The organism is Paenibacillus sp. FSL L8-0158, assembly GCF_038592965.1.
GTDB classification, from domain to species: Bacteria; Bacillota; Bacilli; order Paenibacillales; family Paenibacillaceae; genus Paenibacillus; species Paenibacillus polymyxa_D.
Window position 1 is genome coordinate 142,412 of the sequence record NZ_CP151949.1, and the last position, 20,109, is coordinate 162,520.

Annotated in this window: 19 protein-coding genes; 9 read left to right on the top strand and 10 right to left on the bottom strand. The window is 47.2% G+C overall.

The window, feature by feature from the left end; all coding sequences use genetic code 11:
* Nucleotides 1-21 precede the first annotated feature (21 nt).
* Nucleotides 22-375 carry a hypothetical protein gene (locus NSQ68_RS00570; protein WP_342429042.1) on the top strand — a complete coding sequence of 118 codons (354 nt, stop codon included), beginning with the start codon at nucleotides 22-24 and terminating at the stop codon, nucleotides 373-375.
* Nucleotides 376-644: 269 nt separating this feature from the next.
* Here the strand turns inward: NSQ68_RS00570 and NSQ68_RS00575 are convergent, their stop codons facing one another.
* The 3 genes from NSQ68_RS00575 to NSQ68_RS00585 form a co-directional block, all read right to left on the bottom strand.
* On the bottom strand, nucleotides 645-734 hold the full coding sequence (locus NSQ68_RS00575) for a putative holin-like toxin (RefSeq protein WP_305954445.1): 90 nt from the start codon (nucleotides 732-734) through the stop codon (nucleotides 645-647).
* Nucleotides 735-870: 136 nt separating this feature from the next.
* Nucleotides 871-1,683, bottom strand: coding sequence for a pentapeptide repeat-containing protein (locus tag NSQ68_RS00580; RefSeq protein ID WP_342427659.1), 813 nt, complete (start codon nucleotides 1,681-1,683; stop codon nucleotides 871-873).
* Nucleotides 1,684-1,800: 117 nt separating this feature from the next.
* Entirely contained in the window at nucleotides 1,801-2,193 is a 393-nt protein-coding gene (locus NSQ68_RS00585) for a VOC family protein (protein WP_013308197.1), read from the bottom strand.
* 118 nt (nucleotides 2,194-2,311) lie between these two features.
* Here NSQ68_RS00585 and NSQ68_RS00590 point away from each other — a divergent pair, with 118 nt between their 5' ends.
* Together NSQ68_RS00590 and NSQ68_RS00595 are read left to right on the top strand one after the other, a co-directional pair.
* Nucleotides 2,312-3,385: a hypothetical protein gene (locus NSQ68_RS00590; protein ID WP_342427660.1), complete on the top strand. Its 1,074-nt coding sequence runs from the start codon at nucleotides 2,312-2,314 to the stop codon at nucleotides 3,383-3,385.
* Between the two features lie 109 nt (nucleotides 3,386-3,494).
* Nucleotides 3,495-3,959 (top strand): transporter, encoded by a 465-nt coding sequence (locus NSQ68_RS00595; protein WP_342427661.1) that lies wholly within the window; start codon nucleotides 3,495-3,497, stop codon nucleotides 3,957-3,959.
* Nucleotides 3,960-4,105: 146 nt separating this feature from the next.
* On the opposite strand, the gene NSQ68_RS00600 is transcribed toward NSQ68_RS00595, so the two are convergent.
* Complete coding sequence (locus NSQ68_RS00600) at nucleotides 4,106-6,163, bottom strand: PBP1A family penicillin-binding protein (protein ID WP_342429043.1); 2,058 nt, start codon at nucleotides 6,161-6,163, stop codon at nucleotides 4,106-4,108.
* A 282-nt stretch (nucleotides 6,164-6,445) separates the two neighbouring features.
* On the opposite strand from NSQ68_RS00600, the gene speE reads away from it, so the two are divergent.
* Both speE and NSQ68_RS00610 read left to right on the top strand, forming a co-directional pair.
* Nucleotides 6,446-7,273, top strand: a complete 828-nt coding sequence (gene speE / locus NSQ68_RS00605; RefSeq protein ID WP_029514919.1) for a polyamine aminopropyltransferase — start codon at nucleotides 6,446-6,448, stop codon at nucleotides 7,271-7,273.
* A gap of 272 nt (nucleotides 7,274-7,545) precedes the next feature.
* Complete coding sequence (locus NSQ68_RS00610; RefSeq protein WP_342427662.1) at nucleotides 7,546-8,838, top strand: MFS transporter; 1,293 nt, start codon at nucleotides 7,546-7,548, stop codon at nucleotides 8,836-8,838.
* 215 nt (nucleotides 8,839-9,053) lie between these two features.
* Here NSQ68_RS00610 and NSQ68_RS00615 read toward each other — a convergent pair whose 3' ends face one another.
* The 4 genes from NSQ68_RS00615 to NSQ68_RS00630 form a co-directional block, all read right to left on the bottom strand.
* The gene (locus tag NSQ68_RS00615) at nucleotides 9,054-9,635 is read right to left on the bottom strand and encodes a TIGR00730 family Rossman fold protein (RefSeq protein ID WP_342427663.1); all 582 of its coding nucleotides are present in this window, start codon (nucleotides 9,633-9,635) and stop codon (nucleotides 9,054-9,056) included.
* A 13-nt stretch (nucleotides 9,636-9,648) separates the two neighbouring features.
* The gene (locus NSQ68_RS00620; protein ID WP_061831789.1) at nucleotides 9,649-9,963 is read right to left on the bottom strand and encodes a MazG-like family protein; all 315 of its coding nucleotides are present in this window, start codon (nucleotides 9,961-9,963) and stop codon (nucleotides 9,649-9,651) included.
* Nucleotides 9,964-10,172: 209 nt separating this feature from the next.
* On the bottom strand, nucleotides 10,173-11,912 hold the full coding sequence (locus tag NSQ68_RS00625) for an ABC transporter ATP-binding protein (RefSeq protein WP_342427664.1): 1,740 nt from the start codon (nucleotides 11,910-11,912) through the stop codon (nucleotides 10,173-10,175).
* Nucleotides 11,909-13,663, bottom strand: a complete 1,755-nt coding sequence (locus NSQ68_RS00630) for an ABC transporter ATP-binding protein (RefSeq protein WP_342427665.1) — start codon at nucleotides 13,661-13,663, stop codon at nucleotides 11,909-11,911. The genes NSQ68_RS00625 and NSQ68_RS00630 overlap by 4 nt, the downstream gene beginning before the upstream one ends.
* Nucleotides 13,664-13,815: 152 nt before the next feature.
* Here NSQ68_RS00630 and NSQ68_RS00635 point away from each other — a divergent pair, with 152 nt between their 5' ends.
* The 3 genes from NSQ68_RS00635 to argS all read left to right on the top strand — a co-directional run bounded on the left by NSQ68_RS00635 (nucleotide 13,816) and on the right by argS (nucleotide 16,915).
* Nucleotides 13,816-14,706, top strand: a complete 891-nt coding sequence (locus tag NSQ68_RS00635; RefSeq protein ID WP_342429044.1) for a LysR family transcriptional regulator — start codon at nucleotides 13,816-13,818, stop codon at nucleotides 14,704-14,706.
* A 92-nt stretch (nucleotides 14,707-14,798) separates the two neighbouring features.
* Complete coding sequence (locus tag NSQ68_RS00640) at nucleotides 14,799-15,233, top strand: DUF1934 domain-containing protein (protein WP_080658551.1); 435 nt, start codon at nucleotides 14,799-14,801, stop codon at nucleotides 15,231-15,233.
* Nucleotides 15,234-15,235: 2 nt separating this feature from the next.
* On the top strand, nucleotides 15,236-16,915 hold the full coding sequence (gene argS / locus NSQ68_RS00645; protein WP_307354303.1) for an arginine--tRNA ligase: 1,680 nt from the start codon (nucleotides 15,236-15,238) through the stop codon (nucleotides 16,913-16,915).
* A 110-nt stretch (nucleotides 16,916-17,025) separates the two neighbouring features.
* On the opposite strand, the gene NSQ68_RS00650 is transcribed toward argS, so the two are convergent.
* Together NSQ68_RS00650 and NSQ68_RS00655 are read right to left on the bottom strand one after the other, a co-directional pair.
* Nucleotides 17,026-17,886: a hypothetical protein gene (locus tag NSQ68_RS00650; protein WP_342427666.1), complete on the bottom strand. Its 861-nt coding sequence runs from the start codon at nucleotides 17,884-17,886 to the stop codon at nucleotides 17,026-17,028.
* A 126-nt stretch (nucleotides 17,887-18,012) separates the two neighbouring features.
* Nucleotides 18,013-18,906, bottom strand: coding sequence for a LysR family transcriptional regulator (locus NSQ68_RS00655; RefSeq protein ID WP_307354301.1), 894 nt, complete (start codon nucleotides 18,904-18,906; stop codon nucleotides 18,013-18,015).
* A gap of 201 nt (nucleotides 18,907-19,107) precedes the next feature.
* On the opposite strand from NSQ68_RS00655, the gene NSQ68_RS00660 reads away from it, so the two are divergent.
* Nucleotides 19,108-20,106 (top strand): ABC transporter ATP-binding protein, encoded by a 999-nt coding sequence (locus tag NSQ68_RS00660; protein WP_342427667.1) that lies wholly within the window; start codon nucleotides 19,108-19,110, stop codon nucleotides 20,104-20,106.
* The last annotated feature ends 3 nt before the right edge of the window (nucleotides 20,107-20,109 follow it).

Here is a 20,109-nt window from a genome sequence, read left to right on the forward strand (position 1 = left end):
AATCGAAAGGGGAGGCGCATGTTGAAGGCAAACCGTTTTTCAGAATTAGAAAAGGCGTTGTTTCAAGCTTGGTCTTTGGAGTCTAGCTCTAAATGGACAGCAAATAATCCTGCGGCTGGACAATGTGGTGTCACAGCGCTTGTCGTTCAGGACAGGCTTGGCGGCGATATTTTGAGGACAGGGCTGGATAGTGGCTGGCATTATTACAACCGCATTGGTGCGGACATTATAGATTTTACGAGGTCGCAATTTTCAAGCCTTCCACAGTATCAGCATGTACACTCCAACCGGGAAGAAGCATTCTCAGACACCAATGCAGAGCAGTATGCAGCCCTAAGTCAGAGATTAAAGGAATTTCTAAACGAAGAAGAATAAGGGGATTTAAATCTGGATGCAGTCATAAAGGCGTGATTTTTGAACCTGATCCAATGGAAGGTACTTTTTGTTGCCCAATATACATTAAAGAACTGAGTAATCAGTAAAATTCTTGAAGATAAAAGCTGTATTTACGTTATAAAATGAGCTATACTGAGGTAAGAATAGTAAGGAGTCGTGCGCCAACACGACTCCAGTGTACAACCACTGCTTAAAGAGCAGTCGGCAGTAGGGTCCAACAATAGACCGTTACCTTTGTGGGGGGCGGTCTATTTCTTTTTCATGTAGGTAAGCAATGCCAGAATGAACATGCCGAACATGATCATCAAGGAAATCGCGTCTTTAACCTCCATGGGCATCACCTCCCTTCGGGGAGACTAGCCGACCGCCCTTTTAGCCGTATGCCGCACTAGAAAAGTATACCATAAATCGAACGTTTTTGAGATATTAATTACTTAATTGCGTATTTTTTTGGAGAGTACTATAAAATAAACTCTAATGCAGCCAATGGTTTGGAATGCTTAGAGAAGGGGGCAGTTTGGTTTTACAATTGCCCTTAGCCGAATTTAATTGCGCCTGTGTAAGAAAGATACTTCCTTCCAGATTGGCCCCACCTAAATCAGCATCTCTAAAATCCGTACCGATTAAGTCTGTCATTCTCAGGTCAGCCTCTCGCAAATCAGCAGCAATCAGTAAAACTCCTCTCAGGTTGGTACCTCTAAGATTAGCGCCTCTTAAATTAGCCCCGATAAGGTCTCTACTTCTGATTTTTTTACTATATTTATTGTGCTCTATGTTTTTCTTAACTTTTTCTCGTACTAACTCACTTGTTTGTAAAAGTAAATCATTGACTAACGCCCTATGGGTTGGTACGTGAAGATCTATGAGGGATTTTGGATCTTGATCCGTAAGCTGCTCGGTTTTCGCCAAAGCTTTTTGTAAGTCTGTATAGATGGGATGAGTTTCTTTTAAGTTAAGGGCTTCATTTAGGTAATAAAGCATCTCATGAAGCTGTTGCATGATGGGAAATATATTGAACATTTCCTCAGCTATTGCCGGATCGTCTCGCCAGCTTTTTCCGTTGTATGTAACTTGGGAAATTTTTTGACCTGCTCCAAAGCAATCATATACCGTACAGCCTCGCAAGCCGTTATTTCTTAGGTTCTTATGAATATCACAACGATAATCCGCTTTTAGGTTTTGACAAGGAGTTCCTCCATCCTTATTAAAAGCAAAATCAGCTGATTTTGCATAAGGCAATGCTACACAGCATAAACCAAAACATTGTTCACAATTTGCACTATACAATAAACACACATCCTTTTACTGGCACCTACTAAATGTAATATTACCAAAAAGGATGGAGCATGGTCTATTGTTTTTCTATAGACTTCTAGAGTCTGCTGGATCGTTTAGAGAAGAAATTTAGTCTTTTGCCAAATTCAATTGCCATGAGACTCCGTATTTATCTTCAACCCAGCCAAATTGTTGGCTTACGGGAGAGGCTTCGAGGGGCATTAGAACTCGGCCTTCCTGAGATAGCTGGTCAAACACGCTGTGAATTTCTTCTTCCGAATCGCAGGTGACGAATAGCGATAGAGCTGGGGTAAAAGGGTGTTTGTCCTGATGGTTATAGTCTATAGCCATAAAAGTCTGCCCTTTGAGGTTGAATACGGCATGTAACACGGTCCCATCTTCCTGATGAAAAATGCTCATGATACCAGACGGTTTAAATACAGAGGTATAATATTGCATGGCTTCTTCTGCTTGACCAGAGAACATGAAAAATGTTGTGATTTTTGGACTGGAATCATGCATAAGATCAACTCCCTAGACTGGATCGTAGATGGTAACATCTTTCCTCTTTTCTAATAGAAATATTCAGCATTAGAGAATTGCTTTATGAAGAAATGCACTCGTGAAAGGAGAAAACAGGATGATGGACGCGACAGCAAGGCTTATGGATATGTTCGGCTCAGGCAAGAAGCTGGACGCCAGCATCATTTCCGCCTATACGGATATGGTTGTTCAATATGGGACCATGGAGGATGCCTGGGAGTTATACAGGCTTTTTGTAGAAGATCCCCATCATTATATCAGGGGGTTGCTCCTCCAGCCGATTATGAGATGCGGGGATGTTACTTTGGCGCAGGATATGTACGAGCGTTACGTTCGAAATCAGGCATCCCCAGAACATATACCTGACGGTGTGCTGTATGTGCTAGGTTATTTGGGTTATGTGGAAGCTGCTGTTGATCTTGTCGCTTTGGTGAACGGACCGTATGGAGCTATGTCTGTGGATGCCTGTTTGGGACTGGTACATCTTCCATGCGAACCGTATCGTGAACAACTGGCGGCTGAATTGGAAAAAGCGCTGAATCAGAATTTGTTTAATGAATTCTTACCTCTGTTAAGTTTCAAATGCACGACTGAAGATATGATTCCGCGATTGGTACATTGGGGAGAGCAACATGCTTCCGTAGACTGTAATGCAGGAATTATTGCTGGAATAGCATTGTTTGGAGAAGGGCAGAAGGATACGATTCGTTCTATCCTGTGGAATCCGTTTTGGGAGGCTCATGGAACGGCTACAGGCAGTTGTGTGTGGTCTTATTTTGCTATGCAGCATGTAGGCCTAACCTTTAGGGAGCTTATTCAGGATATAAAAAGCTACGATGCATCCAAAGAAGATGTACAGGCATTGGAATACCGTTTGGACGTGCTATATGAGATGTTGGAACTCAAGCTAAGCTATACAGCGCGACCGATCCGGTTCGCTCGCAGCAATGAGGAATCATTTGGTCAGCTATATAGCGATTTGTTTAGCTGGTCTAACGAACATCACGATGACTCTATGATAGGCTGGATGAATGAACAGTTGGGGGGTGAGCACCGACTGCTGGAACGATTTCATGAGCTAAGGAAACGAGTCGAGATTAAAATGGTGCATGAAATTGAGCTGGAGCATGTTCAGAAAGGGATAATCGTATCTGGAAATTATAATTTTTGATGTAAAAGGACGAAATAGCGAAGTTCGGCGGCGAAATGGGGATTCGCCCAGTCCGCGGGCTGATGTCCCGCATAGGATACATCAGCCTAGAACACAAGGAGTGAAACACATGTCTTTATTGCCACAAGTTCCTTTTGGAACGCAACCGGGTACTCCGGGTCCATTCACGCCGTCAGGTCCTTCGATTCCACAATTTCCCGATATGCAGGATTCGTTCCCGTCTCCGATAGGTCCGCCACCAGGCCCAGGATCATTTTCGCCACAGCCGTTCTCACCGCCGCCGCAAGGGCCGTTCGGTCCGCAAGGTGGACAGCAAACTCAAGCACCAACTTCCCCACCACCGCAATTTACGCCACCGAAGCCGCTAGTTTCGGCCTATGCGGTTGACCCTGGAGCCATCTTCGGTTGTTTGTTCCGCAACACGTTTGTATGGCTGACGAACGGAGAGCGTTTTTGGCTGTACCCTGTCTTTGTAGGCAGGACATCGGTAGCGGGTTTTCGGTGGAGTGGTCGTTTTTGGTTTTATTATGGTGTAGACCTCAACCGTATTGAGTCGTTTAGCTGTTATTGGTAATAGCGCAGCTTTAGGGAAGAGCGGGGTTTAACGGGATGATGGCTGATAGCACTGGCAAGAGAGCTAAAATGGGCAAATGAGATAAGTAAAGCAAAGATAAAAAGACTGGGAGAGCGCTCATGGCGTTTCCCAGTCTTTTTTTGCTATTAATCCATCCACCATCGTTTAAAATTGCCCCACCACGATTTCTTTTCAGCTTGTCGCTCCGCTTGGTCGGTTGGTGTGGCTGCCGGTGGGTTATCTTGCCCCGATAGCGTCTCCTTCGGCTCCGTGCCGCTGACGAATACCTCCAGCCGCTTGTCCGGGCTGTCCGGTGCAGCCAGCTTGCCGCTGGCCGGGTCAATATAAGCGCTGACTACGCCGTCAGGGATAGGAAAGATTTTGGGTGGCACATTCTCCAGCGCTTTCTCCGTATATTGCGCAAAAATCGGAGCCGCCCGTCGGGCATCCTGTGTGCTGATGTCCTTGCCCTTGTCATAGCCGACCCAGACAGCGGTGGACAGTTCGGGGGTAAAGCCGACCATCCACGCATCGGTGTTGGTCGTGCCGCTCTTGCCGGCAACCGGGCGCTTGATCAGCTTCGCGACCCGGTTGCCGGTACCGCCTTCCTCGAACACGCCTTCCATAAGGCGTGTGAGGACGTAGGCGGAGGCGGGCTTCACCACCTGCACGGGCGCGGCTTGGGGCGCTTCGTACAGCGATCGCCCGGCAGCATCGGTGATGCGCAGTACTGCCACCGGAGCCACCTTTTGCCCGCCGCTGCCGATGACCGAGAAGGCCGAGGCCATCTCGAACGGGCTGACGGGCGACACACCCAGCGCTAGCGAAGGTACGGGCTTGAGCTCGCTTGTAATGCCCATTTTGCTGGCGATGTCCATGACCTTATCCGTTCCCACCTTCAAAATGGTGCTAACGGCATAGATATTATCGGACGCCGCAATTGCGCGCCGAAGATCTATTTCGCCCAAATATTTGTCTCCAAAATTTTTGGGCTTATAGGTCTTGCGGTTGTTATCGTAGTGGAACAACGTCGGTCGGCTTTCGAACTTGGACGTACTCGTCAATTCGCCGGAATCCAGTGCGCTCAGATACATAATCGGCTTGAAGGCTGAGCCTGGCTGCCGGGTTGTGGCCAGCGCATGATTATATTGATTCCCAACATAGTTCGTTCCGCCGACCATGGCCTTGACATGTCCATTGCGCGGGTCCATGGAGATTAATGCGGTTTCCAGTCCGTTGCTGTTCTTCATGCCCTCGTTTACAGCCGCCTCGGCTGCTTGCTGCATGTGCATGTCCAGCGTGGTATAAATGCTCAGGCCGCCATGCTCAAGCACCCCTTCGCTAATCCCAAGCTGATGAGTCGCCAACTGGCGGACGTAATCGCGGAACCAGGGAGCGGTTTCCACTGTCCGGCGCTGGCTCTCGGGCCGCAGGGCTAGCATTTCCTCATAGGCCTTGGTGGCTTCAGCCGGTGTAATTTTGCCGATGAGCGCCATGGAGTCCAGTACAATTTTCTGCCGATCCTTTGCATTTTTCATATGATTATACGGTGAATAGTAGGTCGGTCCTTTCGGAATACCCGCCAAAAGGGCACTTTCGGCCAAATCCAGATCCTTTGCGGATTTACCGAAATACATTTGCGAAGCTGCTTCAATGCCATAGGCGCCATGACCATAGTAAATTTCGTTCAAATACATTTGCAGTAGCTCATTCTTGGTGTACTTCATTTCAAGCTGTGCGGTATAGATAGCCTCCTTGGCCTTGCGCGTCCACGTTTTCTCATGAGATAAGTATAGATTGCGTGCAAGCTGCTGAGTCAGCGTGCTGGCCCCTTGCGACATATCCCAGCGGGTCAGATTAACGATTACCGCCCGGCCCAGACCTTTGAAATCAAAGCCAAAATGATCGTAAAACTTCCGATCTTCCACAGCCAGGGTAGCTGCAATCAAATCGGGTGAAATGTGATCAAGCTGGACCGGAATGGATTCTTTGCCTCCAGCAGAGAAAGTGGCGATGACTTGCCCCTGACTATCGAGCAGACGTGAATTCCGATCCGTATCCGCGAGCGGAAGGCTGGTCGTGTACAAATAGGCGAGCAGGATGCAGGCGGCGATGACCGTCAGAATCGTGAGAGACATCAGTCCTTGAAAGCATCGAAGCCAAAGAGGTTTGCGCTTGGGGGATCGTCCGGTCGTATCGGTCATCATGCCACCTCCTTCCATAGTTGATGTTCTCAGTATAGTCAATCCGAAAGCGTCTATTCATCAGATACACATACGTGTCTATTTTAAACAAGGTTAAATCTCCAAATTGCTTTTGCAGCTCATTCAGGTATCACTTATAATGCAAAAAGTGTGAAATTCCAATGTGTTTGGTACAATAAATATAGCAAACTTGGCGTTTGCGTGTTACTGATATAAGGAAAGTCAACGTTTATGCTACCGGATTGCCGGACACATACTCTGATCAGAAAGAAGGTTGGAATGATGGACTTGTGGTTTACAGAGAAGCAGACTCCCTCTTTCGGCATTACAGCAAAAATCAAACAAACCTACGTCTCCGAGAAAACAGATTTTCAGGATCTGGCTATGATCGAGACAGAGGAATTCGGCAATATGCTTGTTCTGGATGGCATGGTGATGACAACGGTTAAGGATGAATTTGTGTATCACGAAATGGTAGCACATCCGGCCTTGAATACACATCCGAATCCGAAAAAGGTTTTGGTTGTGGGTGGTGGCGATGGCGGCGTTATTCGTGAGGTCATCAAGCACCCTGAAGTGGAAAAGGCTGTATTGGTGGAGATCGACGGTAAGGTGATTGAATATTCCAAAAAATATTTGCCTGAAATTGCCGGAAAGCTGGACGAGCCTAATGTGGAAGTGCTGGTCAATGACGGATACATGCACATTATTGAACACAAAAATGAATACGACGTCATTATGGTCGATTCGACGGAGCCCGTAGGTCCGGCAGCCCCGCTGTTCGAGCGCGGGTTTTACCAAGGTATTTTTGAAGCATTGAAGGAAGACGGCATTTTCGTTGCGCAAACGGATAATCCTTGGTTCAAGGCAGACCTGATTCAGAAGGTTAACAAGGATGTGAAGGAAATTTTCCCGATTGTGCGTGTATATGGTGCGAACATTCCAACCTATCCGAGTGGTCTTTGGACATTCACGTTGGGTAGTAAGAAGTATGATCCGCTCGAAGTAGACGAAAACCGAATTCCAGAGATGGACACCCGATATTATAGTCCGCGTTTGCACAAAGCGGCGTTTGTACTACCTAAGTTTGTAGAGGATTTAACGAAGTAAACATTTTAAGAAAAAGCGTCTTAGTGGTCTTTATTGCCTGTTTTTGGGTGGAAAGGAGCGCTATAGGCGCTTTTTTGTGTTGAATAAGATTTAAAAATGGCCATGAAAGCATACTGGACACTGAATTTCCTTTTAAGATAAAAGAAGGAAATTTAAGGGTGTGTGTAGAATATACAAAAAACCAGACATTTAACAGATTTGTAATGTCAACAGGGACGGTTTGGTTATGGAAATACATAAATCGGCGATGTACCAAAGAGGGGGAAACTTTTTTGATCAGACGCTCTTTTTATTACCTGTGGGGGTCTCAGACGATCTCCAATGTAGCAGATATCATCTACATGTTGAGTGTAGTGGTATTGGTGTTCAGTTCAAGTAATTCCTTAATGACGACTATTTTAATCCCGTTGTTCCGATTGTCTGCCCAAGTGCTTAGTGGGCTCGTTGCACCGATCGTCCTCGGCCGATTTCGGCTAACACGCGTGTTGTTATTTTCCCAGTTTGGTCAGTTTGTCATTTTTACGCTACTGCTGCTTTATTTGTGGATCGTACCTGAGCAGAGGTCGTTTCTATTTATTTTTGTGATGGTGTTTGGTATGTCTTTTCTGGATGGCTGGACAAATCCTGCACGTAATGCGCTTGTACCCCGTTTGGCTACGGGTGAAGGGCTAATGCGTGCCAACGGCATGGTAGCGGTCAGTGATCAGGTGGTCAGGTGTGCAGGCTGGGCGCTGAGCGGAATTATTGTGGCTTGGCTGGGTTCCCTGAATACGCTTGTGATTGCATCCTGTTGTTATCTCGTGGCTGTAACTGTCACGTCCTTCATTCGTGATCCGCTGGATCAGAAGGAATTAAGTCTTGAAGCTTCGGATTCCTCGACAAATGCAGTAGAGCCTGCAAAGGCAAAGGAAAAAGGCTCCCATTGGAAAGAGCTTGGGGAAGGCTGGACAATCATTTGGCACAACCGTCGTATTCGTTCACTGATGATCGTCGATAGTGTGGATAGTATCGGGGGAGTCTCCTGGCTTGGGGTATTTATTTTGGCCTACGTCAGCCAAGTGCTGCATCGGGATGCGAGCTGGTGGGGCTTTATGAATGCGTCCTTTTTCTCGGGCACAATTTTGGGTGGATTGATTGTCGTTGGCTTGGTCAAGCGCTTGCAAAAGAACAGCTTTTTATACATGCTCGGAGCGTTGCTGGTGTATGTACTGATTACAATTGTATTTGCGCTGAATACAATCCCCGTTGCTGCGCTTATTCTTTTTGCTGTATCAGGCTTGCCTGTTCAAATGGCGGGGATTATTCGCCGCACCTTGCTGCAAACCAGTGCACCGGCAGCCCAGCTGCCCAAAGTGATGGCGGGAATTGATGTGCTTACAAATCTTGCTTTCGGCCTGTCCTTGTTATTCATGGGCTGGTATGCAGACCGTTTCGGTATGGTGCAGGTGTATTTGTTGGCCGCAGCTATGACCACCATTGCTGTTCTGATCGGCTGGTGGTATCGACGTGATTTTCAGGAAAGCGAGCCCATTGACCACCCAACCGCTACGGGCGCTGGGATTTAAAATTGGGGTTCTCGTTAGGCGTGACAGCATTCATTGGATGAGTACATAATTAAATGCAGGTGTAAAAGTGAACGTGACGATTAGGTAGAATAAAAGCCTGCAATTCTCCTCAATTTTGCAGGAACACCACTGGAATAACGTTGACGGTGGTGTTCCTTTCATATCATATTAAATTAAATGGTATGTCTGTTGAGCAATATGTGCCATTCCTAATGTCAGGTCCGTTTGCTCGTGAGATATGTTTTGACGGCAGGAGGAGTGTAATTTATAAATTGCCGTAGGATTCCTTGCGGAGTAGTATCCGTAACTACCATCGCACGATATTTTTCCTGCATAAATTGTTCCTGAGCCATACGATCAAACAAGGAAATAAGAGGATCGTAATAATGGTTAATATTTAAAAGACCGCATGGCTTTTCATGCAAGCCTAATTGCGCCCATGTGAAAATTTCAAAGTATTCTTCCATTGTACCTGGGCCACCTGGTAAAACAATGAATCCGTCCGCAATCTCTGCCATTTTAGATTTTCGTTCGTGCATGGAATCAACAATGATTAATTCGCTCAGGCCATTATGTGCAATTTCACGGCTTTGCAAAAAGTGAGGGAGCACACCGATGACGCGACCTCCTGCATGAAGTGCCGCGTCAGCGACTGCACCCATTAAACCAACACTTGCTCCTCCATAAACCAGGCTTATTTCCTTTTCGGCAAGTGCCTTGCCCAGAGCAACAGCATGCTCTCGATAAATCTCAGACGCTCCATTACTGGAACCGCAAAAAACAGCAATGCTTTTCATATGAGATTCTCCTTTATGTATATCTTTTTGCAAGTTTTTGCTGGTGTGTTCGAAATATATCCTCCAAGGTGATGTCATACTTGTTGGCGATCACGATGAGATTACCCAGTACGTCTCCAAGTTCTTCAGTTAAATGCTCCTTGTTCTCCTCGAATGAACCATCGATCTCATCAGGCCGGTCTCTGCCAATCTCCAGGGCGCGAATAGCTCTCGCAACCTCCCCGGTTTCCTCTGCCAAGAAACCAATTCGGACGAAGATATCTAAATCCGACCAGTTTCTCTCCTGATAATATTGCTTGACCCACTTTTGAAATTCATTAATATCCATATTCAGCCTCCCAACTGAAACCCATGCATAGGTGTTGGCTATACACAAACCCTAAGGTTTAGATGAAACAGAAACGTTTGTTCGTGTTTTATTATATAATATAAGGGGGGGATTTATCAAAGAAAAATTAAAAAGCCGTTTGCTTAAAAAGCAACCGACTTTTTTAAAGAACGTTGACCTTAATGATCCGACCGTATCCGTTCAGTCTTTTAAGCTGTAGTGAACTGGCTGTTATAGAGCGAGGCATAGTGGCCCCCGCTGGCAAGCAGCCCCTCATGGGTACCGCTTTCGACGACATCGCCGTTTTTCATGTATAAAATCAAATCCGCTTCGCGGATGGTCGATAGTCTGTGGGCAATCACAAAGCTGGTGCGCCCGGCAATCATTTTCATAAATGCTTTTTGGATACGCGCTTCTGTCAGGGTGTCTATGCTGCTGGTCGCTTCATCCAGGATCAGCATAGGTGGATCGACGAGGATCACCCTCGCGATGGTGAGCAGTTGCTTTTGGCCTTGTGACAAGCTGTCGCCGGACCCGCTGATGACCGTATCGTAGCCATGAGGTAGTCGCTTGATGAAGCTATGCGCATTGGCAGCTGTTGCAGCCGCGATGACTTCTTCGTCCGTGGCCTCCGGCTTCCCATAAGCGATATTGTCCCGAATAGTCCCGCTGAACAGCCATGTATCTTGAAGCACCATACCAAAGTTAGTCCGCAGGCTGTCCCGGCTCATGTCGTTGATATTCACCCCGTCGATGGATATCGAGCCGCTGTCCACATCGTAAAACCGCATGAGCAGATTGACGAGTGTGGTTTTGCCAGCTCCGGTCTGCCCGACAATGGCCACACGTGTACCCGGTTTAACCTCCAGACTAAAGTTCGTAATAAGGGTACGTTCCGGGTTATAGGAGAATTTGACATGATCAAAAAGAATCGTACCTTTGCTGCGCTCCAGCTGTACGGCGTTCGATTTTTCCGGCTGCTCTGGCGGTGAGTCCAAAATCGCAAATATGCGCTGAGCAGAAGCCGTGGCTGCCTGGAACTGGGTGAGAACACCCGTTATTTCATTAAAGGGCTTGGCGAACAAATTGGTATAAATCAGAAAGCTCGACAACCCGCCTACCGAGATCCCACCCAAAATGATGGAGATACAACCAATCATGGCGGTGACTGAAAAAGTCATGTTGTTCACCAATCGGGTGGAGGGATTGGACAATGAACCGTAAAACTGTGATTTCACCCCGGCTTGGTACAACTGTTCGTTTCTAGCGGAGAATTCCTCCAACGAGCGGTTTTCATAATGAAAAGCGGTAACTACCCGTTGTCCGCCGATCATTTCTTCTACGTAACCGTTCAGGCTTCCTAGAATTTTGGCTTGTTCTCGGAACATACGCTGCGATCTTGTCGTAATGAACCGTGCCACACCATATGTGATCGGGGCAGACACCAATACAACCAATGTCATTATCGGACTAATATACAGCATGAGTACAATGGAGCCTATAATCGTAATAATCCCGGTAATCAAGGTGGAAAAGCCTTGCAGCAATCCATCCGACACAGCATCCATATCGTTCACAAAACGGCTAATGCTGTCTCCTTGCGGATGAGTGTCATGAAAGCTTAATGGAAGGATATTAAAATGATCAAATAACTCCCGCCGCATATCATTTACGGTCTGAAAAGCAATACGGTTCGTCAAATACGTGAGCAGCCAGCTAAACAGACTGCCTACAACATATACAATGCCTAATCCAGCTAGAATCTGTGCAATACCTTTAAAATCCACCGCTCCCTTATCCACCATGTGGTCGATAGCTTGACCAATCATGTAGGGGCCGATCAGACTGGCAAGCACGCTGAGAATCGCACTGACGATGACCCAAAATGTTGTTTTTTTATATTGACCCACATAGGTTAACAATCTTCTCCAGGTTTCCTTGCCACTCATTGGTCTACCTCCTGCGTTGAGAGCTGGGAATGATTAATTTCTTGATATACTTCTGAGCTGCTCATCAACTGTTCATGTGTGCCAATACCGACAATCCGTCCCTCATCAAACACAATGATTTTATCAGCATGCTGTACGCTGCTTACTCGTTGCGAGACCAGCAGGACGGTCATGCTGGTGCTATTTTCCCGTAGCGATTTACGGAGGGCGGCGTCAGTAGCAAAATCAAGTGCGCTTGAGGAGTCATCCAAAATGAGAATTTGCGGATTGCCGACAATAGCTCTGGCAATGGTAAGTCGCTGCTTTTGTCCTCCCGACAGATTAAGCCCCCCTCGGGTGATCGGAGCATCGAATTTCTCCGGCAAGTTGGAAATGAACTCATCCGCTTGAGCGATTGCTGCGGCTTGAGCGACTTCCTCATCGGTGGCGTGTTCATGCCCCCAACGGATATTATCCGCTATCGTTCCAGTGAACAGCAGCGCCTTCTGAGGAACAATTCCGATTTTCTGCCGCAATTGCTCAAGCTTATACTGCCGTACGTCGATGCCATCGACCTGTATACAACCCTCTACCGCATCATAGAAGCGGGGAATAAGATTCACAAAAGTGGATTTGCCCGAACCTGTCCCTCCGATGATGCCGACCGTCTCACCGGGGTAGATGTTTACGACTACATCACTAAGTGCCAGTTGTCCTGTCTTGTTGTATCCAAAGGAAACATGATCAAAAGAGATGGATGGTACAGCGCCATGCCCACTTGTTCCCTCCCTGTCTTTAGAGGTAGAAGTAGCAGCAGTGTCGGAAATCGAAGCTTGCGTGTCTAGGACCTCCTGAATCCGCGCTGCTGAAGTGGCAGCCTTGGTGAACAAAATAATTAAATTGGTCACCACAATCAGAGCTAATAAAATTTGCGTAATGTAATTAATAAAGGCAATAATCTCCCCTTGTGTAAGAGATCCATATTGGATATGGATGCCGCCGATCCACAGGATTGCAATAATAGCTCCGTTTACCACCAGCAAGGTGGCAGGGCTTAGCAAAGCAGAAATACGTCCGACACGAATAGCGGTCTGAGTCAGGTCATCCGAAGCGGCGTTGAATTTAACTCGCTCAGCTCCTCTTTTGGCAAATGCGCGTATAACCCGTACGCCTGTAAGATTTTCGCTTAGCACCAGGGCGATATTATCCAATTTTTTTTGATACCGACGATACAGTGGTGAAGCCTTCGTAATGACCACATACAGGATCAAGGCTAGAACCGGTGTAGCCGCCAACAGCACCAAAGCCAGGCGGAAATCCAGGATCATTGACATGATAATAGCCCCGATACAAATAAAAGGAGCACGTATGACCAGACGAATCAGCATCGCTACAGCGGTTTGAAGCTGATTGACATCATTCGTAATCCGGTTGATGAGCGATGGCGTACCGAACTTATCGAGATCAGCATAAGAAAACGATGAAATATGCTTAAACATCGTATTGCGCAGCGTAGTTCCGAATCCTTGAGAGGCACGGGCTGCGTAAAACTGACACACTAATGAACTGCCAAAGCCCAGTATAGTCATGAGTAACATCAAAAGACCCATCTGCCAAACATAATGGGTGTCTCCTTTACCTACACCATAATTGATCATTAAAGCAACCATAGTAGGCAGCAATAGTTCCAAGATGGCCTCAATCAGTTTAAATAGAGGCCCAAGAATCGTTTCCTTTTTATAAGGTTTCAAAAAAACAGCAAATTTCAGCAAATAAACCATCACCTAACCTAAATAATGTATATAGCCTCATGCCGCAATAGCATATCTGAATTTGATTATGTCATATCCCCAACCATATGAATAATATTTAATATATATTAGAGGTATAGGTTTTACATATATCAGCACCGGAGGTCATAATGATGGAGTTGAGACATCTCAAGTATTTTTTGGCGATCGCAGAGGCCGGGCAAATTACAGCGGCAGCCAAAAAGCTGCAAATCGCGCAGCCTCCCTTAAGTCAGCAGCTCATGCAACTGGAGGAAGAGCTTGGTGTAAAGCTCGTGCATCGAGGCTCGCGAAGCATCCAATTGACGGAGGCTGGCATCATTTTGCAGAACAGGGCCAAGCAGATTCTGGAGCTGACAGATGCCACAACGAGAGAAATTAACGATTTTGCCTTGGGGCTGAAGGGTACGCTCACCATTGGAACGGTCTCCTCTTCCGGCGCAGCCCTAATGAAAGACAGGCTTTCCGAATTTCATAAAACCTATGCGGGTGTAAAATTTGAAATTCATGAGGGGAATACCTTCAGGATTCTCGATCTTTTGAACAAAGGAATTGTAGAGGTCGGTATCGTCAGAACCCCTTTTAATACCACCGATTTAGGGTGCAGATATGCGTCCTCCGAGCCGATGATCGCAGTGATGACAGAAGAACATGACTGGAAACCCGAACAGAAGACCATCCCGTTGTCTGACTTGAAAAACAGGCCGCTCATCGTATATCGCCGCTTTGAACAATTGATACACGATACCTGTATAAAGCATGGCTTTGAGCCAAATTTCTTTTGCAAAAACGATGATGCTCGCACCACGCTTCATTGGGCTAATGAAGGGCTGGGGATCGGTATGATTTCGCGGTCTGCGTTGTCACTCGGAAGCAATAACCAGTTAATCGTTAAGGAAATTATGTGTGAAGAATTGCATACGCGTGTGGCGGCTGTCTGGATGAAGGATAAATACATGTCTTCTCTAGCCTCTCGATTCATTGAAAGTTTTAGCCAAGCATCTGATGGAGCTGACTTAAGGTAGCTAAATTTTTTGGATGAAAGCATCTTTTTGTAAAAACTCATTTGAATTGCAATCGGGAACTGGATATAGTAGTACAGTAGGATAGCAATAGAATGGAGTTTGAATACATGCCACATAATGCAAAGGTCCGAATCCGTCTTCATAGTCATCATGACGGAGAAGATGTGGTACAGGAACTTCCCGGAGAAGCGATTGTGCGTGGGAAGCATCTATATATAAGGTACGATGAGCCGCAAGAAAGTCCTGAGGGCGGTACGACACGGAACACAGTCAAAATCGGACCGGATGAGCTAAAGCTGATTCGTCACGGTGAGGTACAATCAGAGCAGTCGTTTGCGCTGGGACGCAGGTTGCCTGGATTTTACCGCTCGCCTTATTTAAACCTGAACATGTCTGCGCATACGCAGAAGCTCGATATTCGGATGGATGGATTCAGCGGGCATGTGAGCTGGACCTATGATCTGTACGTATTTGAGGATTTCTCGGGGCATTTTGCCATCAGTTTGCATATACAGGAGGAGCAATAATCATGACAAGCAATCCACTGGAACTTATTAATCAAAAGGTGACTTCAGCAATTGAGGCGGCGGTACTGGCTGCCGGAATCGTGAGCCGCGAAGAGCTGCCGACCATTACGCTGGAGGTGCCCAAGGACAAGTCACACGGTGATTTGGCTACCAACGTCGCGATGCAGCTCACCCGCATTGCGAAGAAGAACCCACGGCAAATCGCTGAAGACTTAATCGCGAATATGGATTTAGCTTCCGCTTCTATTGAAAGTGCGGAAATCGCTGGACCGGGCTTTATTAACTTCCGCCTGAACAAGAGCTACCTTTATGCAGTCATTGGACAAGTGCAGGAGCAGGGGGCAGATTACGGGCGTATACAGGAAGGTGCAGGCAAAAAGGTACAAATCGAGTTTGTCAGTGCCAATCCGACAGGTAGTCTTCACTTAGGTCATGCACGTGGTGCAGCCGTAGGGGATGCTCTTTGCAACGTGCTTGATTTTGCCGGATACAAAGTAACTCGTGAATACTACATTAATGATGCGGGCAACCAGATTTACAATATGAGCCGCTCTATTGAGGCGCGTTATTTGCAGGAGTTGGGACAGCCTGCGGAGATGCCGGAAGATGGTTACCATGGTGAGGATATCATCGGGTTTGCCAAGGAATTGGTGGCCGAAAAGGGCGATTCTTTGTTGTCCATGGAACCGGGAGATCGTGCTGCCTATTTCCGTGACTACGGTCTGGAAAAGGAACTGAACAAGATCAAGCGCGATCTGGAGCTGTTCCGTGTACCTTTTGACTCCTGGTTCAGCGAAACGTCGCTGTATGAAAACGGTGAAGTGCTTAAAGCACTGAATGAGCTGCGTGACCGTGAGGAGATTTACGAGAAGGACGGAGCTACATGGCTGAATACGACCAAGTACGGCGACGATAAGGACCGTGTCTTGATCAAAAATGACGGTACATACACGTACCTGACCCCGGATATCGCTTACCATCGCGATAAATATGCTCGTGGGTATGACACGATCATCAACATTTGGGGAGCGGATCACCACGGCTATATTCCACGGATGAAGGCAGCAATGGAAGCACTGGGCAATGACCCGGATAAGCTTAAAGTGCTGATTGCCCAAATGGTCAGCTTGTTCCAAAATGGGGAAAAAGTAAAAATGTCCAAACGTACCGGCAAGGCCGTGACGATGGAAGATCTGATGGAAGAAGTGGGCGTAGACGCGATCCGTTACTTCTTCACTATGCGCAGCATGGATTCGCACCTGGATTTCGACATGGATTTGGCGATTTCCACCTCCAATGAGAATCCAGTATTCTATGTGCAATATGCGCACGCACGTGCATGCAGCGTATATCGTCAAGCCGAAGAGCAAGGGATTGCTGTGCTGCCGTTGGCAGAAGTTGACTTGTCCAAGCTGACGGCTGAGCATGAATATGATTTGTTACGCAAAATCGGCGAGCTGCCGGAGGAAGTATCGGTGGCGGCTGCAAACTTTGCACCACACCGTATGATTCGCTATGTCTATGAGCTGGCTTCATTGTTCCACAGCTACTATAAGGCAGAGCGCGTCATCACAGAGGATGCCGCTCAAACGCAGGCACGCTTGGCGTTGTTTGGTGCGGTGCGCACGACCATTGCCAACGTACTGAAGCTGGTGGGCGTGTCTGCACCGGAACGTATGTAAGCAAGCAACTTTAACATCATGACCTTGTAGTCATATAAATAATAATAAAAGGAACCGTTCGATCACCCTCAACAGGGTGGCGCCTCGGTTCCTTTTTATGTTTGATTAGCTTAGTAGCGTTCCAGTACCAAATTCGTTTTCAGGGAATCGGCGGGAACCAGCCATCCTTTGGATTGCAGCAAGTTGATCAGCTTGGTGCGGTTGCTGGCGGCAGTGTTGTAGTCCGAGGTTTTAAAAGAAATTTCGATGATGGTATCTGTACCGGACCCGTTTGCACTACGGATAGGCCAGACTTCGATGTCGGTATCCAGTCCTTGGAAGCTGCCTTCATATTTGCTGACCTGTACCGGACCGCGTACTCTGGAGTCTGCCAGAGTTTTCTTGCCCCAGTTGCTGGATTTCCAGTTTTGCAGCTTGCCCGGAAGATTGTCCAATAGTTGCTTTAACGCCTTATCCGGGGAAGGAAGAGTTAATCCTTTGGAAGCGTTTGTTTTCTTATCATTGGAAAAGCTCAAAGTCTGTTTGCTATAACCCCAGTCTACCTCGGCATCATAGTTATCGTCGGATGCGCTAAAACCTTCTTTATTGGCTTGGGTGAGAGCCGCGTCGATATCTCCGTTCGTGACTGTGTACCGCTTCTTGTAGGTTAACTCATAATTCTTTTTATCCTCTTTTTTGCGAAATCTCACGTTCCAGCCCTCGTCATTCAATTGCAATGAATTTGTATCAAAATACTCGACGCTCAATCGTTGCGCATCGTTGCTAATTTGAAACTCGTCCACGATGCCACTTTTTAATGAGCCATCCGCATTGAGCACCTGAGCCGTATCCAGTAGCAGCTTCACCTCATAGCTTGGTGTGGAATTGGCGGCGGCTTGTACCGGTTCTGCTCCTTTCCATCCTGTTACGAGCAGCACTGCACTCAGAGTTACTACCGACATCAATTTGGTGATACGAAGACCTGTTTTCATTTCATCCTCTCCTGTTCGTCCGAATAGGTTACACGCTACACTTTACGGGTGTATTGTCAGTCGTATGTCAAAGCAAGAAGGTACTCTGGTAAAAAAATAACATAATTTCTATATGACAGGTAAGATTTAATCTTGGTTCCACGATAAATATTCGGTGAATCTGTGAATGAGCGCCGAACGATGGCGGTCTTTGTTGCTGACCATATAGATATACCGCTCAACAGACTGCCCCGGAATAGGTCTTACAACCAGTAAGCCCCGCTCAACCTCTGACTGAACGGCAATGCGAGAGACAAAGGAGATGTGTTCTCCCAGCATAACCGCCTGTTTGATGGCTTCCAGTGAATCCAACTCCAGATAGGAAGGAAGTCGCCGACTCCCACGCTCTAGCCATTTGTCGGTTACGTGGCGTGTGCTGGAATCCTTGCCATGTAATACGAAGGAGGAAGAAGCGATAAGCTCAGGCGTCAAATCGGTTTCATTGGCGAGCGGATGAGTGGGTGAGCAGATGAGCATCAGTTCATCTTCGCCCAAGGATTCTGAGAGTAGCGTTGGGGATTGAAACGGCTCTGCCGAAATGATGCCAAGGTCAATTTCGTGACGAGCGAGCATGTCCTTGATCACGGGCGCTGTCTTCACGGACAAGGCGATGTGAATGCCTGGATGCTCACGGGCAAAGCGGTGCAGCACAGCAGGGAGCAGGTAGGTAGCGGGCACATAGCTTGCACCAATACGTATACTTCCCCGCTGGAGCGTATCGAACTCGCGGACGACTCGCTCAGCTTCAGCAGCCAGTGCATTAATTTTGGTGGCATAGTGCAGTAGCGCATTTCCAGCATCCGTCAGGATGATTTTGCCCATACGTGTGTCAAACAGCTTTACTCCGAATTCACGCTCCAAGTTTTTCATATGAAAAGTAACGGTTGGTTGCTTTAGGCCAAGAAGCTCGGCGACCGTGGTAATTTTATGGTGCTTATTCAGCAGTTCTACAATATGTAACTTCAGAAGACTTAAATTCACTTAGAATGCCTCGCTTTCAGTTAATCGAACAATCATGCCTATTTGTATGGGTATCAGCATCAATCCCCTCTATATAGATTAAATCTATGAGTGTTAACACAATTCATTGAAATAATTAATTTTGTTTTAACTTTCCAATAACACAGGTTGCGAATTCAAGTTTTACACTGGGGTCAGTCAGAAGAACAGGCAGGTAATGCGATGAATCAGGATCTATATATTCACGGATTAAGTAAAACCTTCAGCCAAATAACAGCGCTGCATGAGACGAATCTAGTCGTACGTCGGGGCAAATTCACAACACTGCTTGGACCATCCGGCTGTGGGAAAACAACGCTCTTGCGCTTGATTGCTGGTCTGGAGACACCAGATACCGGCACAATCACGATGGGAGAGGAAATTCTTTTTTCAGCTGAACGCAAAAAGGATATTCCCGCCCATCTCCGCCACTTTGGTATGGTCTTTCAGGATTTCGCTCTGTGGCCGCATATGACAGTGTTTGAAAATGTGGCCTTCGGCCTGCGTGCGGGCAAGCGGGAAAAAGGGTTCGCCAGTGCCCGAGACAAGGAACTGCGGACAGTGGTGCTGGAGGCGCTCGACATGGTCAGATTGTCAGGTATGGAGGATCGGTATCCTCATCAGCTGTCTGGTGGCCAGCAGCAGCGGGTTGCCTTTGCAAGAGCAGTTGCTATCCGGCCTCGACTGGTTTTATTCGACGAGCCGCTCAGTGCATTGGATGCTGTGCTACGGGAGGAGATGCGCATTGAGATGATATCGCTTGTGCGCGATCTGGGGCTGACCGCCCTATATGTCACCCATGATCAGATCGAGGCCATGTCCATGTCTGATGAAGTGGTTGTTATGAAAAGTGGACATATTTTGCAGACCGGAACACCAGAGGTGATCTATGGTTGCCCAGCTCATCCAGAGGTGGCGAGGTTTATCGGCAAATCCAACTGGCTGGAGTCGGAACGGACACTGTTTCGTCCTGAACATGTCCGTTGGGAACAGGAGCAAGCGGATCAGCAAGCTTTTACAGTAGAGATCCTGCATGTCAGCTATGTCGGCGATCGTTATGAAATTCGTATACTAGCCGAGAACGGCGAGCAATGGACTGCATATCATTCCATCCGCTTGCCCATAGGTCAACAAATGCACATTTGGGTATCACCGCAACACATCCACCAACTTGAAGCATAGGGA

Coding starts and splice junctions, on each gene's coding strand:
- NSQ68_RS00625 (WP_342427664.1), bottom strand. CDS start 11,912: ATGAGTGGCAAGGAAACCTGGAGAAGATTGTTAACCTATGTGGGTCAA.
- NSQ68_RS00575 (WP_305954445.1), bottom strand. CDS start 734: ATGCCCATGGAGGTTAAAGACGCGATTTCCTTGATGATCATGTTCGGC.
- NSQ68_RS00660 (WP_342427667.1), top strand. CDS start 19,108: ATGAATCAGGATCTATATATTCACGGATTAAGTAAAACCTTCAGCCAA.
- argS (WP_307354303.1), top strand. CDS start 15,236: ATGACAAGCAATCCACTGGAACTTATTAATCAAAAGGTGACTTCAGCA.
- NSQ68_RS00635 (WP_342429044.1), top strand. CDS start 13,816: ATGGAGTTGAGACATCTCAAGTATTTTTTGGCGATCGCAGAGGCCGGG.
- NSQ68_RS00585 (WP_013308197.1), bottom strand. CDS start 2,193: ATGCATGATTCCAGTCCAAAAATCACAACATTTTTCATGTTCTCTGGT.
- NSQ68_RS00590 (WP_342427660.1), top strand. CDS start 2,312: ATGATGGACGCGACAGCAAGGCTTATGGATATGTTCGGCTCAGGCAAG.
- NSQ68_RS00615 (WP_342427663.1), bottom strand. CDS start 9,635: ATGAAAAGCATTGCTGTTTTTTGCGGTTCCAGTAATGGAGCGTCTGAG.
- NSQ68_RS00640 (WP_080658551.1), top strand. CDS start 14,799: ATGGAGTTTGAATACATGCCACATAATGCAAAGGTCCGAATCCGTCTT.
- NSQ68_RS00620 (WP_061831789.1), bottom strand. CDS start 9,963: ATGGATATTAATGAATTTCAAAAGTGGGTCAAGCAATATTATCAGGAG.
- speE (WP_029514919.1), top strand. CDS start 6,446: ATGGACTTGTGGTTTACAGAGAAGCAGACTCCCTCTTTCGGCATTACA.
- NSQ68_RS00650 (WP_342427666.1), bottom strand. CDS start 17,886: ATGAAAACAGGTCTTCGTATCACCAAATTGATGTCGGTAGTAACTCTG.
- NSQ68_RS00595 (WP_342427661.1), top strand. CDS start 3,495: ATGTCTTTATTGCCACAAGTTCCTTTTGGAACGCAACCGGGTACTCCG.
- NSQ68_RS00600 (WP_342429043.1), bottom strand. CDS start 6,163: ATGACCGATACGACCGGACGATCCCCCAAGCGCAAACCTCTTTGGCTT.